Source organism: Zobellia roscoffensis (assembly GCF_015330165.1).
GTDB lineage: Bacteria > Bacteroidota > Bacteroidia > Flavobacteriales > Flavobacteriaceae > Zobellia > Zobellia roscoffensis.
This window is the reverse complement of sequence record NZ_JADDXT010000002.1, coordinates 4,614,024-4,628,931: the sequence shown is the minus strand read 5'-3', so window position 1 is coordinate 4,628,931 and position 14,908 is coordinate 4,614,024. Positions and strand designations below refer to the sequence as shown.

Genomic DNA, 14,908 nt, shown 5'->3' with positions numbered 1-14,908 from the left:
GTAACTCTTTAAAAATTAATAATATGTATACCGTCTGACTTTTGCGATGTATTTAGCTAAACGTATTACTTGGTGCGAATAACCATATTCATTATCGTACCAAATGTAAAGTACAATATTCTTACCATTTCCACTAACAATTGTGGCGTTACTATCATATATAGAAGGAGCGTTTGTCCCAACAATGTCTGAAGACACCATTTCTTTGCTTAAAGAATATTTGATTTGTTCTACCAAATCTCCTTCCAAAGCATATTTTTTAATGATAGTGTTAATACCGTCTAAAGAAGTTTTGTTCTTTATCTCTAGGTTTAGAATAGCTAGAGAGCCATTTGGAACGGGAACTCTAATAGCATTAGAGGTGAGTTTGTCCTTTAGTTCTGGCAGCGCTTTGGCAACAGCAGCGCCTGCACCTGTTTCTGTTATTACCATATTTAAGGCAGCAGCTCTTCCCCGTCTGTGTTTATTATGCATATTATCTACCAAGTTTTGGTCATTGGTATAGGCGTGAATAGTTTCTAAGTGCCCTTTTACAATACCTAGAGAGTCCTCTATAACACTAAGAATTGGTGTAATGGCATTGGTAGTACACGAAGCCGCAGAAAATACTTTAATGGCATCAGGATCGTACGTTTTATGATTAACACCATGAACAATATTAGGTATTTCTTTACCCGGAGCGGTTAGTAGTACACTAGATGCGCCTTCTGCTTCTAAATGTCTTTCTAGTTCTGTTTTAGTCCTGAAAGCGCCCGTGTTATCAATAACTAGGGCGTCATTTATTCCGTATTGGGTGTAATCTATTTTTTCAGGACGGTCTGCACTGATCATGTGCACTGTGGTTCCGTTAATGATAAGGGCACTATTTTTACTATCTGTTTCTACTGTTCCTGAAAATTTACCATGAACGGAATCTATGCGCAATAGGTTCGCCCTTTTTTCTAAAATCTCACTGTTGCCTGCATTTCTGGTTACAATAGCTCTTAACCGCAACTGATTACCCTGACCGGTCTTGGCCATCAATTCTCTTGCTAAAAGTCTACCTATTCTTCCAAATCCATAAAGAACAATATCTTTTGGTTTTAGGGGGGCGGATTGGTCAGCATCCTTAAGTTTATCAAAAACGAAGGTTTTTATATCTGTGTGGTGATTCTCTTCTGAGTGATACTCATACGTAAGTTTACCAATATCCAGTTTTGCAGGCGGTAATTGAATGTCATTAATTGCCCGTAAGATTTCGGTTGAGTCGAAAATGGAAATTGGTTTCTGGACAAATTCACCTGCATACTCGTGTAGGTTAATAATGTCACTTACATTTTTGTCTATCACTTGGTTTTTAAAAAGTACAATTTCGATAGTTTTATCATACCAAAGGTCACTTACCAATTTAATGAATTCGGTAGTAGCCTTTCTTCTGTCAGCTTGGAAGGCTAACTCTTTTTCGTAAGAAGCGTTGGATTTCATTTGTTAAGTTGAGTTATATTTTGGTATAAAAGTAGCTATTTAGTGTTGTTTGAAACTGTTTAAAACAAAAAAACACCCCAATTGGGGTGTTTCTATTAATAAACTTTCAAAAATTATTGAAAAATAAGACGTTCTCTTTCTCCTTTTTCGTTAATCATGGTAATACTTGTTTTTCCATATCTAGAAATACTTCCAAAAAGGCTTCTAGCTTCCTCAATATCGTTTATTTCTTTATTGTCTACAGATAAGAGGACCTTTCCTTCCAATCCGTATCCACGGTAGGTTTCAGGTACTCCAACTATTTTTACCCCTTGTTTAGTTTTGAATTTTTTGTTGTCTTCTTTGCTTAGGTTTTTTACCTCAAGCCCCATTACGGGAACAATTACCGTTTGCCTTTTCTTAAGCATTACAGGTACAGTAAATTCTTCACCATCCCTAGCTATGGTTACCTCTACGGTATCATCGGGTCTTTTAGCGGAAAGGTATCCGGTAAGGTCTGCAAATTTACGAACCTTAATGTTGTCTACTTTTTTGATAACATCACCTTCTTGTAGTTCTGCTTCTTGTGCTCCTGTTCCTTCTTCAACTCCGGAAATATATACCCCTTCAATCTCATTAAGTCCTTTTTCAATTGCGTACGGCGTATTAATATTTAAAGTTTTAATTCCTAATATTCCCTTTTGAACATTTCCATATTCAAGAATATCATCTACTACCTTCTTCGCAATATTACTAGGTACGGCAAATGAATACCCTACATAGCTACCGGTTTGAGAGGTAATTGCCGTGTTGATGCCAACAAGGTCTCCGTTTGTATTTACCAATGCACCACCACTATTACCTGGGTTTACTGCAGCATCGGTCTGTATGAAGGATTGGTTTTTACCCAAATCACGAGCTTTAGCACTCACAATACCCGCTGTTACTGTAGAAGTTAGGTTGAAAGGATTACCCACGGCCAATACCCATTCTCCAATTTTCATGTTGTCGGAATCGCCAAAAGCCAAATACGGAAGGTTTCCTTCAGCATCTATTTTAATAAGGGCTATATCAGAATTTGGGTCCGTACCAATAAGTTCAGCATCATAGGTCTTATTGTTATTAAGTGTTACCTGTAATTGGTTAGCCTTGCTAATAACGTGGTTGTTTGTTACAATGTAACCGTCCTGTGAAATAATAACTCCAGAGCCTGTTCCTACTTGGGGCCTTTCATTTCCGCCGCTTCCATAGAAAAAATCCATAAGGCTATGTGGCGTTCTATTAATGGTAACATTTTTAACGTGCACCACTGCGTTTACCGTATTCTCTGCGGCAACCGTAAAATCAACTTCATTAATTCCGGCTCCTTTGGCAGAAGTAGGGGTTAAACTGGTATTGAAAACCGAGTGTCCCTCGTCCTGAGAAATAACCGTATAGTTCGTATTTTCAAAAAATAATTTGTAGCTGCCCAATGTGATTGCTCCAGCAAAAAGGGCGATTAAAAAGGTACTGGCAATTTTTTTCATGTTATTGTTTTGTTTAAATTCTTTTGATATGTTAAAATTAGTCGTTTTTTAGGTGTGTTATATTTGCTTTAACTACTCTTTAACTGCTAAATATATCTTAATCCCTACTACTTCAGGTCGCTAAGTTGCAGACTAAACAGGTTATTCCGATAGGGATAAAAGCCTATATTTGTGTCTTTAAATAATTTTATGACACTTAGTTTTTACAAATACCAGGGTACCGGAAACGATTTTGTGCTTATCGATAATCGACAATTACAATTTCCCAAAAATAATACAAAACTAGTTGCATCTCTATGTGACCGAAAGTTTGGTATAGGTGCAGATGGTCTAATACTTTTAGAAAATGACGAACTGTCAGATTTTAAAATGGTCTATTACAATGCAGATGGCCGTGAAGGCAGCTTGTGCGGTAATGGTGGCCGGTGTACGGTAGCATTTGCTAATTTTTTGGGTGTTATAGATAAAGATACCGTTTTTAATGCTGCAGATGGTAAACACCATGCAACTATTGCAGATGGTATTGTAAGCTTACAGATGCAAGACGTATCGGAAATAAAAGAAAAACCAGGATATGTTTTCTTGGATACAGGTTCACCTCACCATGTGCAAATGGTTAAAGGTGTTCAGGACTTTGGCGTTTATAAAGAAGGTAAAAAATTACGATACGGACTTTACGGACAAACGGGAAGCAACGTTAATTTTGTTGAAGTGTTAGATGATGACACCTTTGCTGTGCGAACATATGAAAGAGGGGTGGAGGATGAAACGCTATCTTGCGGAACGGGAGTTACAGCTGTAGCTATTGCTATGCACAACTCTGGAAAAACATCTGCAAACAGAATTAAAGTAAACACCCAGGGAGGCGAGCTACACGTAGAGTTAACTAAGAAAGATGGTGTATATAGTCAGATTCATTTGATAGGACCAGCTAAGCAGGTGTTTAAAGGTGAGATAGAATGTTAAGCTTAAAAGGAGAACATATCTACCTTAGGGCTCTAGAACCAAGTGATTTGGATTTCCTTTACGAGCTTGAGAATACAACTGAAATCTGGGAAATAAGTGGGACGACGGCGCCTTACTCTAAACATGTGCTAAATCTCTATTTGGAGAATGCGCACAGAGATATTTATGACGTTAAGCAATTGCGACTCTGCATTTGTAATAAAGAAAACGCTACAGTGGGTCTTATTGATTTATTCGACTTTGACCCTAAGAATTATAGGGCAGGAATAGGAATTGTGGTTCTGAATAGCGAAAATAGAAACCAAGGAGTAGGAGCAGAGGCCATTTCACTGGTGTCTGACTATGCTTTTAAAGTTTTGAATCTTCGTCAGCTTTATGCAAATGTTATGGAGGGTAACGACTCTAGCATTCATTTGTTTACGAAAATGGGTTTTGAAGAAGTAGGCATAAAAAAAGATTGGATTTTTTCTGAAGGAAAGTATAAGAATGAAATTTTGTTTCAAAAAATAAACACCTAATGTATATAAAACGTATTCTACTGTTTATCGTAATTGCCGGCTTAATTGGTGGTGGAATTTTTGCTTACACAGTTTACAATGCCATTTTTGCCCCCAATACCAGTTTTGAAAATAAGGAAGCTTATCTTTTTATTCCTTCGGATGCTGATTTTAGTGAAGTACGGGAATTGGTTACTCCGTTATTAAAGGATATGGCATCTTTTGATAAAGTGGCGCAGCGTAAAGGATATGCCTCTAATGTAAGAGGAGGTAAGTATGCTATAAAAAAAGGAGCAAATAATAATGATATTATAAACTCCCTACGCAGTCAGAATGTACCTGTAAAGGTGGCTTTTAATAATCAAGAAACCATAGCAGACCTTGCAGGAAGAATAGCAATACAAATAGAGCCAGATAGCCTGGCTTTACTTGAAGCCTTTACGGATGATACGTTTTTAAAAGCGAACGGTTTTGATAAAAATACAGAACTGGCAATGTACATACCTAATAGCTATGAGTTTTTCTGGAATACATCAGGTAAGGAGTTCAGAGAGCGAATGCTTAAAGAATACAAGCGTTTTTGGACGGATGCCCGCTTAGAAAAGGCAAAAGCTTTGAATCTTACCCCGGCCGAAGTAATTACGTTAGCTTCAGTTGTGCATAAAGAAACCGCTAAAGTAGATGAAAGACCAAGAGTGGCAGGTGTGTACTTAAATCGTTTACGAAAGGGAATATTACTCCAAGCAGACCCAACCGTAATCTATGCTATTAAAAAACACACGGGTAATTTTAATACGGTCATTAAGCGCGTCCTGTATAAAGATTTAGAATTAGACTCTCCTTATAACACGTATAAGTATGCAGGTCTTCCACCTGGGCCTATTGCTATGCCAGATATTACCGCTATAGATGCTGTATTGAGTCCAGAAAAGCATGATTATATATACTTTGTTGCTAATGTAGAGAACTTCGGTTATCATAAATTTGCTAAGACTTTGGCCCAGCACAACCGTAATAAAGCACAGTATGTCCGTTGGATAAATTCCAAAAAAATCAATAGATAGGTATTTCGTCTATTGTTTATTACTTGTTAACTAATACAGATTTTTTTTAACAAATCCTTCTAATTTGTAACTGTAAAACGGACTTATCTTTGCCCTTCGAAATCTAAGCAGGTTAAATTTTCGTAAGTCTTAGGTAAATATAATGTATGAGAAAGTGGCTAAGTTTATCAAGCCCCCTGATCATTACCTTTATTTTATTGAGTTACGGTTTTGAATCTAAACAGGTGAAGGTGCCGGAAACTCTTAAAGTAAAACAACCTACTGAAGTTTTGTTTCCCAAAAACAAAACTATGCATGCAACGATATTGTTGGCTCCGCCTTTTTTAGGGAGCTCCTATATCGGTTTTAAAGAAGCTCTAGCGTTTAAAGAATCGCAGGGTAACTATTTTACAACAAATACGCTCGGGTATTTGGGAAAATACCAGTTTGGTATCGGTACCTTACAGCTAATGGGTGTTTATAATGCAACTCGTTTCTTGAACGACCCTGTGTTACAAGAAAGGGCTTTTCACACGAATATTGCCCGTAACAAATGGATTCTACGTAGAGACATTGCCCGTTTCGTTGGAAAGCGAATAGGTGGTATTGAGGTTACAGAATCTGGAATATTGGCCGCGGCTCATTTGGCCGGTGCAGGTAACGTAAAGAAATATTTACGTTCTTGGGGAGCGTTCGATGTATCGGATAGCTACGGAACCAACATTGCAAAATACATGAAAAAGTTCTCAGGATATGATATATCATACGTTTTGCCAAAGCGAAACCCTAAAGTATAAATAGATTCTGATTAAGATTTAATTTACATATGAAAGTGGACACGCCCCAATAGAAATATTGGGGTTTGTTTTTTTGAGGCTTAAGCGATTTTTTGAAAGAGTCTACATGATTAGGAGATATTGCTTTGTAAACCAATTTTACGAGGTTGGATTGAATTGTATATTTAAAAATTATTTCCTTAGACTTATATCAACCTGAAAAAGTCGTCCTCTTTATTTCTAATAAATCTTGCTTCTTTATCGTTTACTCTAGGGTTTAGTTGGGGGATTTTTTGGCAACCAAAATATACACTTAAAGGTTATAGTTAAAAATCAATTAAGTTGACAACAGGAGCTATTAGACCAATAATTGATTTTAAGCGATACCAATACATTTCTGATTCTTTCTGAAGTCTGATTTTGTCAATTGTAGGGCGCTTTCTGATCGGACATGTGAAAAGCCCCTTGAAGAGGCTTATATGAATCCGTTTTTTTGGCTTATCAGTGGCTTGTGCAACGGTTACCATTGTTGACAGTAGTTTTTTAAACGTAATATTTTTTCATAACCGGTTTCAAATATTTCTTATTATCATAATAGTCCTCGAATTTGTCGATAACTAAAATCATAAAATCTTGAGCCACTTGTAGTTTTGTTCTCAATACTGCAGCTCTATGTCTTTCACCAACATAGGAAGCCGATTCTCCTCCGTGGGCAACAGCATTTCGTTTATCAACGATTTCATTAATTGTTGCTCTATCTCTAGGTGTCAATGTTAATTCAGTCATTCCAAATGCTGCAATTATTTCCTCAATAGTTTCAATCCATACATTTTGAAGTTTTTTTGAAAAAATGGTTTCGTTTATTGGACGAACATTTCTCGTTCCTACTTCTTGGAATAGCTGGACTGACCTTTCTACAACTTTTTTATATCCGCAATCTTTAAGAGCTTGAATTTTATCCATCACAGAAATTGTATTAAATGCTAATGTATAGTGATTGTTTTTTACACTTTTAGCACTTATTAGTAACAAAGATTTTTGAACTATTTCATTAGTAGATTTCTCTAAAGCCGCATATAAATGAACGTAGAATAACCCTCGCATAATTTTAACTTCTGCAGGCGTAGGGTCTGTAGGTACAGAAGGCTCTTGAGAAGTTATATAATTTAAGAACATTTGAACTTCATTGAACCTTGCTGAATTTTGACTTTTTAAGGTTGTAAAACTCATTGTCTTAAGTAATCTTTTACAAAATCAATTCTTCGAAGCAGCTTGTTTCTTGAATTTGTAGCTCCAGTAGTTAATTTTGTTAATTCATTATCATTCAATACAGTTTGTAATCTAGCCGCAGTAATTATCGCTTCTTCATTTGAATTTATTAAATCTGCTGTTGCGATTGAAATAGCTTCAAACAAAATTAAGGGTGTAATATTCTTTCTATTTCCACGAACAATACCTTCTGGAAGTAATACATTTAAAATTTCGAATGTTCTATTGAAAAGAGCACGATAGTCATTTATTTCAGGAAAAGACTCTGTTTTTTTTGCCATAAAGTCATTAAGGAATTCCTTTACGCTATGAACAAATATTTCTCTATCTTCAAAATAAGCGAAAAATTTTAAAACCAATTCTTCACGGTTTCCTGTCCGTTCAGCATTCGAAGTCATTTTTACTACATTTAAGAAGTTTTGATTTTCTGCACATTCTTCAAGAAAATCTTTAAACTTGCCTAAATAAACACAATTTCTAATTTCTTGTGGGTGTAAAGTGACACCACCAGTATTAAGCCGTTCAAATAAATCGTAACGTAATTCAAAATCACTTCTGTCATTTAATACAGTCACTCGAATTGGTCTGGTCATAAACATCAATTGTATAGACCTTGGCAATTCCTCAAATACACTTCCGTTAATACTGTCTAATTTCTCCAAACCTTTAAGTTTTAATTTGGAACCATTAGCATTTGTCTTTTTTATAATTGTTTCGTCTCCAAGAAAGTTTACAATCGTTGTTAATCGTTGCAAGCCATCAATTACTTCCCAACTTGAATCCTTATTAGTTGCCATAAAAAGGTTTGGAATAGGAATCCCTAGAAGTAGAGATTCAATAAGCTGTGATTGTCTAGTTTCATCCCAAACAAAGTGTCTTTGATATTCAGGTGCAATATCTATTAATGATTCTCCAATCATATCAAATAATTGTCTAACAGTAATATCATAGCTATCAAAAGCTACAGAACGTCTGTTTTTTTCTATTTGTTCTTGTATTTTGTTTGAGTTCATATATTTTTTTCAAATTACTGCCAGCAACCGAATAAAGCAACTAGTTGCATTATACAATTTATAGGTATACTAAAAATACTAGTTTTTTTAAACCTACTATTAGAAATAGGTTAGTAAAACGGAAAAATAATCTAAAGGTGGGGGAGGAATGTCACCGGATATGAGGTAAAGACCTAAAAATGAGAATCATCCTTGTATAATAAAAATGGCCGGTCTTTTGTGAAGCGATTCTACCTTGGTGCGTTTCCAGTCGGCAATAGTTTTGGTAAGTATATATTCCGTGGGAAGGGTTACGTCACAAGCTACACATATTCTTGTGTTAGGATGTAGGGTTTTGAGTAATTCTGCAAAAAGTTTATCGTTTCTATAGGGTGTTTCAATGAACAGTTGAGATTGTCCGTAATCTTTACTTAGTTTTTCTAATCTTTTAATGGCACTTTTACGCTCAGGGCCGTCAATAGGCAGGTAGCCGTTAAAAGCAAAGCTCTGGCCGTTCATTCCGCTTGCCATAAGGGCCAGTACAATAGAGGAGGGGCCTACAAGTGGTACAACCTGAATATTTTTGTCATGCGCAATTTTTACAACATCCGCCCCTGGGTCCGCAATTCCTGGGCAACCGGCTTCGGAGAGTATACCTGTATTAAATCCGTCTAAGCAGGATTGTAAAAAGGTGGGTATTTCTTGAGGTTCGGTATACTTGTTAAGAACCGATAAATGAAGCCCGGGTTGCGACTTTCTTGGACTTATTTTTTTAATGAACCGTCTTGCTGTTTTTTCATTTTCAACAATGTAATGGTCAATCTGTTCTATGGCCTGTTTAATTGAAATAGGTAATACTTCCAATGGCTCGTTATCGCCGAGTGTGGTGGGTATTAGGTATAATTTTCCCTGATTTTCAATTCTGTTGGCCATACGATTTGATTCTATTAGAGTTTTTTGGCAATAGACGTACAAGCGGTGTCTATAAGTTGAAATACCTTCTCAAATCCGTTGTCGTCCCAATAGGGGTCCGGTACTTCAATAACAGGTAATTCTACTTCTGTAAGCAACAATTTCACTTTATTAGCGTCTTCTTGGGTATCCGCCAAATTTAAAATGTTATTGAGGTTGCTACGGTCCATAGCATAAATTACATCAAATTTTTTAAAATCCGATTTTTTGAATTGACGGCAACGCTGGTTTTCTATATTCAGGCCATGTTTTTTTGCAACGGCAATAGACCTAGGGTCCGGTGCATTGCCAATATGGTAACCTCCGGTTCCGGCAGAATCTACAAATACGTTTTTCGGGTCAACTTTGTCCTGTAGAATACCTTCCGCTAATGGCGACCGGCAAATATTGCCTAGGCAGACCATTAAGACTTTGGTTTTCATATGTTTTTAAGAAAATTTCTTGGTAAGGTCTTCTATGTACTTTCTGAACTGCTTATCCGTTTCGGCTAGGTTGTCTACTGTTTTGCAAGCGTGTAGTACGGTAGCATGGTCTCTTTTTCCTATTTGAGAGCCTATGCTGGCCAATGATGCTTTGGTAAATTTCTTCGCAAAGAACATAGCCAATTGTCTTGCTTGTACAATGTGGCGCTTTCGTGTTTTGGACTGAAGTGTGGCAACATCCATTTCAAAATAGTCTGAAACTACCTTTTGTATGTAGTCTATAGAAACTTCTCTTTTGGTGTTCTTTACGAACTTTTCAACTACTTGCTGAGCCAGTTCTATGGTAACTTCCTTTTTGTTGAAAGAAGATTGCGCTATTAAAGAGATAATGGCACCTTCTAGTTCACGAATATTACTTTTAATATGCTTTGCCACATATTCAATGATATCATCTGGCATTTCAACACCATCTCTATATAATTTGTTCTTAAGAATAGAGATCCGTGTTTCGTAATCGGGATTTTGAAGCTCTGCCGACAATCCCCATTTAAAACGAGACAACAAACGCTGCTCTATATCTTGCATGTCTACGGGGGCTTTGTCCGAAGTTAAAATAACCTGCTTGCCGTTTTGGTGCAAATGGTTGAAAATATGGAAGAAAACATCCTGTGTTCCAGATTTTCCGCTTAAGAACTGCACATCGTCAATAATAAGCACATCTATCAATTGGTAGAAATGGATAAAATCGTTTCTGGTGTTTTTCTTTACGGACTCTATGTACTGTTGTGTAAACTTTTCAGCAGAAATATAAAGAACGGTACGTTCTGGATATTTGTCTTTGATCTCAACACCAATGGCATGGGCCAAATGCGTTTTTCCTAAACCAACTCCTCCAAATACCAATAAAGGGTTAAAAGAAGTTCCGCCAGGCTTGTTAGCTACGGCCATACCCGCCGATCTTGCCAAACGGTTGGAGTCTCCTTCTAAGAAATTATCAAAATTATAATTGGGATTAAGTTGAGATTCAATTTTTATGTTTCGAATACCAGGAATCACGAACGGATTCTTTAGCTCAGGATTTTTAGATTTAATAGGCACATCCATTTCCTGTGGACTCATGGTAGCTCTGTTAGAACTAGGAATCTTTTCTGTAAATGGTTCTTTGTTGCCATAGGTGTTTTCCATTCTAATGATGTACACCAGTTTTGCGGTCTCACCCAATTCTTTGGTAAGAGCAACTTTTAGTAACTTTACATAGTGCTCTTCTAACCATTCATAAAAGAATTTACTGGGCACCTGAATACTCAAAGCATTATCGGATAACTTAATTGGTTTGATTGGTTCAAACCAAGTTTTGAATGCCTGCGGTTGAATATTGTCTTTGATAAAAGTTAAACAATTGTTCCATACGGAAATAGCAGTAACACCCATGCGAAAGTTTGTCTTATTTTTGTTGGTTAGTGATTTTGTAAGTCAGTAGAAAGTATATGGGATAATCCTTACTTTCTCGGAGGGCAAATATGTGAACAAAAAAACTAAAAAAAAAATCAAACTCTATTGAATTTACCCTTTTTTTTTCGCATGTTCGGAAACCAAAAAACGAAATCTTTTAAAGATATAATTTTTACATGATAATTTATGAGTTTTAACAATATTTCTTTTAGAGTACGATATTCGGAAACAGACCAGATGGGAGTGGTCTATTACGGTAATTATGCGCAGTACTTGGAGATGGGAAGGGTTGAGTGGTTAAGAAGCGCAGGTATTTCTTACAAAGAGCTGGAAGAAAACGGAATTATGCTGCCAGTCGTTTCTTTGTCTTTGAACTACAAGAAATCTGCCTTTTATGATGACTTGATTAGCGTTGAAACAACACTCAAAAAAACACCATCTGTTAAGATAGAATTTGATTATGTAATTTATAATGAAAAACGTGAAATTCTGGTAGAAGCAAATACGGTTTTGGTATTCATAAATATGAAAAATAAACGACCGATTCGTTGTCCTAAATATGTCTTGGATATAATTGAAAAAAATAATGTTTAATCCAATTTTTTTTGATAAAAATGTAATAAATCTCTAGTGAATTGCAGGTCAATCCACGATTACCATTTTTTAGCTACTTGCTTTTTTAACTCATCGATTAAATGGTTTAAAAGAGGTTGTAAAATAGTTATATCTTTCTTCACATCTAATTCAGGCAGTTTCACAACAAAAACAAGTATAACTCTGGTATATAGGCTAATTTAGTTCATATAATACAACATGTTCATTACTAATTATTGAGCGTCTTGAAAAGGATGAATTTATATGCCTAAATTTTTAGTAAAACTTATATTTTTTCTTTGTTGCGTTAACCTAACGGCTCAACTAGATCTTGATTTAACACAAACCGAATCGGTTTGTTCTTCTGATGGTAGTATCAGTGCACAGGCTAGTGGAGGTACGGAACCTTATCAATATAGAATTGGCAGTGGGCCTGAAGTTAGGGGGTTTCAATCATCTGGTATGTTTTTGGCTTTGCAGCCTGGTACATATAGCGTAGAGGTAAGAGATGCTACTTTTAGCACTTTTACAGAATCAATAGAAGTTTTAGGGAATTATGTCTTGCCTAGTCTTGCTACGACTATAACTCAGCCATCTTGTTCTAGCAGTACGGACGGGCAAGTTGCGCTTTCAGGAAGTAATGGAAATCTTATAGGTACAGCGGCATTCCCAACGTATAAATATAGAATTGTAGATTTAAGTACAACGCCTCAAACTGTAATCTTAGAACAGAACTCTGATACGTTTACCAATCTCTCAGAAGGTACATACACATTTCAAATTGAAGACGGGTGTCAAAATACCGTTAGTGAAACCGTAACTATCGCAGCCCCTTCTATTGAGGCGTTAGATGGTGCAATTGATTTTATTGAAAAAGCGGGTTGTGATACTTATGAGGCTGATTATTCTTCTTATGGTCGCGGAGTTTATCCACATGCTATCACGGTTACTGAGGATGCAACCGGAACTGTTATTTTTTCAGGGTCCGTTGGCAGTGACACATCATACCCCATTGGAACCAATTACGATTTTGGTACGGCCTATACAGCCAATATTGTTGATGCTTGTGGACAAACGGAGAATATAAACTTTGCATATTCTGCCGATATTGACATGTGGCGTCAAAAATCATTGGATTGTTCAGGAAATACTTCGTTTTTTGTTTTTGCGTCCTTGGCTTCCAATAGTGTACAGGAAAAGAGTGTATTGGTCCCGGCAACATTAACGTTGACCAATCAAACCGATGCGAGTGATGTTCTTGTTTACACGTTTACTGATCCTGATGATCTTGAGGCGGAAATTAGTCAAACTGATATTATGCTTGGGGCTACCTATGATGTTACTTTAGAGGATAGCTGTAGCACTACATTAAATACCACCTTAACATTTGATCCTGTAGCACCTACTGTGTTTGAGGCTACTGTAAGACCTGAACGTGGGTGTATGGACGGAACAACGGGTATGTCTTTTCGTGTGAGAAATGGGGGGACAAATTACGGGCGGGTTACCATTCTATCCGGACCGGCAAGTTTTACTTCGGAAAGCGGAGTGGTTACAACGTACAGTTATCCTAGGGTATTTGAAAATATGAGCAACAGTTCTGTTTTTCCCATAGCGTTTCCTCCTGGAAATTACGAAGCGGAAATTTCGGATGGCTGCGAATCCGGAAATGTAACTTTTGAGATTTTGCCTTCAGAAACTGTTCAACACGATTTTACACTAGATTTTTTACAAAGTTGTGGTAATTCCAACACTTTGATTATTAATCCAAATGAGATAAAAGCTTCTGGATCATCATTTTATACGAATGTAAATGTGGTGAATTCGGATACGGGAAGTACTGTATTTCGAGAGAGCATTTCCTTTTTTACGGAAGGAACCCCGGTAAGTGTACCTAATCTTCCACCAGGAGATTATCAGTTATTTTTAGAGTTTCAGAGTGGGGGTAGTTGTAGTTCGGCGCTTCCATTTACCTGTCCTTGTGAACCTCAGACCATTGATATTAATATCCCGATATATGTTTCTACTTCGTTTGAAAACATAGTAGGGTATACCTGTACGGAGGGCTCGGGAGTTATTCTAGCGGAAGGATCCAATGGGGTAGAACCTTATCAATACGAAATTATAGATTCTTCCATTCCGGCCAATATCGGACGTACTTCAACAGATGGTGTTTTTACAGCTACTGATGAGGGTACTTACACGGTTAGAATAAGTGATAGTTGCGGTAATTCTGCAGATGGTGCATTTGAAGTGACACCTTATGTGCCAGATTTGGTAGCCAATTGTGATGCAACGGGTACAAGAGTGACTCTTATGGCCAACCCAGTACCTAATGCTACATTTACTTGGATTGATTCTATGGGGGTTACCATACAACAAAGCACAAGTAACGAGCTTATTTTTGACCCTTTTGACCCTTCGCAAGGAGGAGAGTACACTTTGCAAGTAGCAGCTCCAGGATTAAGCTGTACTATTTTTGATGGCTCTATTACAGTACCTAGCGTTCCTTGTAATTCCAGTATTGATGTTAGTAAGTCCGTTGAATCAGGACCTACTTATGATATGGCTACCGATGAATATACGGTTAGCTATAGAATTACAGCTGAGAATAGCGGAGGTCTTGCCGGCTCTTATGATGTTATAGATACGTTTATTTTAGGAACAGGATTTACATTGAATTCAGCAACCTTGGCTTATGGCGGTGAAAGTGATGGCGTTGACGGTACCATTCTTAGCCCGTTTGTCAGTGGCGATCAAATTATAACAAATGAATCTATTGCAGGCCTACACACGGAAAGTTGGTTGGTGACGGCAATTTTTTCTATAGATACAGATGCAATTGATCCTACCCAAGATTGTACAAATGGAGGTGGGTTTGGTAATCAGATTACTGCCACCGGCGATACGGATACCTCAAATAACACCGCTTGTGTGCCTGTGGAGATTGGAAATT

General features: G+C 37.0%; 13 protein-coding genes. 6 read left to right on the top strand and 7 right to left on the bottom strand.

Features of this window, described 5'->3' with window-relative positions; all coding sequences use genetic code 11:
• Nucleotides 1–15 precede the first annotated feature (15 nt).
• A complete protein-coding gene (locus IWC72_RS18810) occupies nucleotides 16–1,464 on the bottom strand; it encodes a glyceraldehyde-3-phosphate dehydrogenase (RefSeq protein WP_194527714.1) in 1,449 nt (482 codons plus the stop codon).
• 113 nt (nucleotides 1,465–1,577) lie between these two features.
• Nucleotides 1,578–2,969 (bottom strand): S1C family serine protease, encoded by a 1,392-nt coding sequence (locus IWC72_RS18805; protein ID WP_194527713.1) that lies wholly within the window; start codon nucleotides 2,967–2,969, stop codon nucleotides 1,578–1,580.
• 189 nt (nucleotides 2,970–3,158) lie between these two features.
• Between IWC72_RS18805 and dapF the strand changes: the two genes are divergently transcribed.
• The 4 genes from dapF to IWC72_RS18785 all read left to right on the top strand — a co-directional run bounded on the left by dapF (nucleotide 3,159) and on the right by IWC72_RS18785 (nucleotide 6,272).
• A complete protein-coding gene (gene dapF, locus IWC72_RS18800; RefSeq protein ID WP_194530857.1) occupies nucleotides 3,159–3,935 on the top strand; it encodes a diaminopimelate epimerase in 777 nt (258 codons plus the stop codon).
• Nucleotides 3,929–4,453, top strand: coding sequence for a GNAT family N-acetyltransferase (locus IWC72_RS18795; RefSeq protein ID WP_194530856.1), 525 nt, complete (start codon nucleotides 3,929–3,931; stop codon nucleotides 4,451–4,453). Before dapF ends, IWC72_RS18795 begins: the two co-directional genes overlap by 7 nt.
• Nucleotides 4,453–5,496: an endolytic transglycosylase MltG gene (mltG, locus tag IWC72_RS18790; RefSeq protein ID WP_194530855.1), complete on the top strand. Its 1,044-nt coding sequence runs from the start codon at nucleotides 4,453–4,455 to the stop codon at nucleotides 5,494–5,496. Before IWC72_RS18795 ends, mltG begins: the two co-directional genes overlap by 1 nt.
• Nucleotides 5,497–5,642: 146 nt before the next feature.
• Entirely contained in the window at nucleotides 5,643–6,272 is a 630-nt protein-coding gene (locus IWC72_RS18785; protein ID WP_194527709.1) for a hypothetical protein, read from the top strand.
• A 522-nt stretch (nucleotides 6,273–6,794) separates the two neighbouring features.
• On the opposite strand, the gene IWC72_RS18780 is transcribed toward IWC72_RS18785, so the two are convergent.
• From IWC72_RS18780 to dnaA, 5 genes are all read right to left on the bottom strand, one after another.
• Nucleotides 6,795–7,481, bottom strand: a complete 687-nt coding sequence (locus tag IWC72_RS18780; RefSeq protein ID WP_194530854.1) for a HEPN domain-containing protein — start codon at nucleotides 7,479–7,481, stop codon at nucleotides 6,795–6,797.
• Nucleotides 7,478–8,533: a DUF262 domain-containing protein gene (locus IWC72_RS18775; protein WP_194530853.1), complete on the bottom strand. Its 1,056-nt coding sequence runs from the start codon at nucleotides 8,531–8,533 to the stop codon at nucleotides 7,478–7,480. Before IWC72_RS18775 ends, IWC72_RS18780 begins: the two co-directional genes overlap by 4 nt.
• A gap of 186 nt (nucleotides 8,534–8,719) precedes the next feature.
• On the bottom strand, nucleotides 8,720–9,445 hold the full coding sequence (locus tag IWC72_RS18770) for an SAM-dependent methyltransferase (protein ID WP_194530852.1): 726 nt from the start codon (nucleotides 9,443–9,445) through the stop codon (nucleotides 8,720–8,722).
• Nucleotides 9,446–9,459: 14 nt separating this feature from the next.
• On the bottom strand, nucleotides 9,460–9,906 hold the full coding sequence (locus IWC72_RS18765) for a low molecular weight protein-tyrosine-phosphatase (RefSeq protein WP_194530851.1): 447 nt from the start codon (nucleotides 9,904–9,906) through the stop codon (nucleotides 9,460–9,462).
• Between the two features lie 6 nt (nucleotides 9,907–9,912).
• Nucleotides 9,913–11,337, bottom strand: coding sequence for a chromosomal replication initiator protein DnaA (dnaA, locus tag IWC72_RS18760; RefSeq protein WP_194527704.1), 1,425 nt, complete (start codon nucleotides 11,335–11,337; stop codon nucleotides 9,913–9,915).
• A gap of 207 nt (nucleotides 11,338–11,544) precedes the next feature.
• Between dnaA and IWC72_RS18755 the strand changes: the two genes are divergently transcribed.
• Together IWC72_RS18755 and IWC72_RS18750 are read left to right on the top strand one after the other, a co-directional pair.
• Nucleotides 11,545–11,952 carry an acyl-CoA thioesterase gene (locus tag IWC72_RS18755; RefSeq protein ID WP_194530850.1) on the top strand — a complete coding sequence of 136 codons (408 nt, stop codon included), beginning with the start codon at nucleotides 11,545–11,547 and terminating at the stop codon, nucleotides 11,950–11,952.
• A gap of 264 nt (nucleotides 11,953–12,216) precedes the next feature.
• The coding region (locus IWC72_RS18750) for a hypothetical protein (RefSeq protein ID WP_194530849.1) at nucleotides 12,217–14,908 on the top strand (2,692 nt) is incomplete at its 3' end.

Excerpts from the sequence above, each read along its gene's own strand:
- IWC72_RS18810 (WP_194527714.1), bottom strand. The coding sequence starts at position 1,464 with ATGAAATCCAACGCTTCTTACGAAAAAGAGTTAGCCTTCCAAGCTGAC.
- IWC72_RS18805 (WP_194527713.1), bottom strand. The coding sequence starts at position 2,969 with ATGAAAAAAATTGCCAGTACCTTTTTAATCGCCCTTTTTGCTGGAGCA.
- dapF (WP_194530857.1), top strand. The coding sequence starts at position 3,159 with ATGACACTTAGTTTTTACAAATACCAGGGTACCGGAAACGATTTTGTG.
- IWC72_RS18795 (WP_194530856.1), top strand. The coding sequence starts at position 3,929 with ATGTTAAGCTTAAAAGGAGAACATATCTACCTTAGGGCTCTAGAACCA.
- mltG (WP_194530855.1), top strand. The coding sequence starts at position 4,453 with ATGTATATAAAACGTATTCTACTGTTTATCGTAATTGCCGGCTTAATT.
- IWC72_RS18785 (WP_194527709.1), top strand. The coding sequence starts at position 5,643 with ATGAGAAAGTGGCTAAGTTTATCAAGCCCCCTGATCATTACCTTTATT.
- IWC72_RS18780 (WP_194530854.1), bottom strand. The coding sequence starts at position 7,481 with ATGAGTTTTACAACCTTAAAAAGTCAAAATTCAGCAAGGTTCAATGAA.
- IWC72_RS18775 (WP_194530853.1), bottom strand. The coding sequence starts at position 8,533 with ATGAACTCAAACAAAATACAAGAACAAATAGAAAAAAACAGACGTTCT.
- IWC72_RS18770 (WP_194530852.1), bottom strand. The coding sequence starts at position 9,445 with ATGGCCAACAGAATTGAAAATCAGGGAAAATTATACCTAATACCCACC.
- IWC72_RS18765 (WP_194530851.1), bottom strand. The coding sequence starts at position 9,906 with ATGAAAACCAAAGTCTTAATGGTCTGCCTAGGCAATATTTGCCGGTCG.
- dnaA (WP_194527704.1), bottom strand. The coding sequence starts at position 11,337 with ATGGGTGTTACTGCTATTTCCGTATGGAACAATTGTTTAACTTTTATC.
- IWC72_RS18755 (WP_194530850.1), top strand. The coding sequence starts at position 11,545 with ATGAGTTTTAACAATATTTCTTTTAGAGTACGATATTCGGAAACAGAC.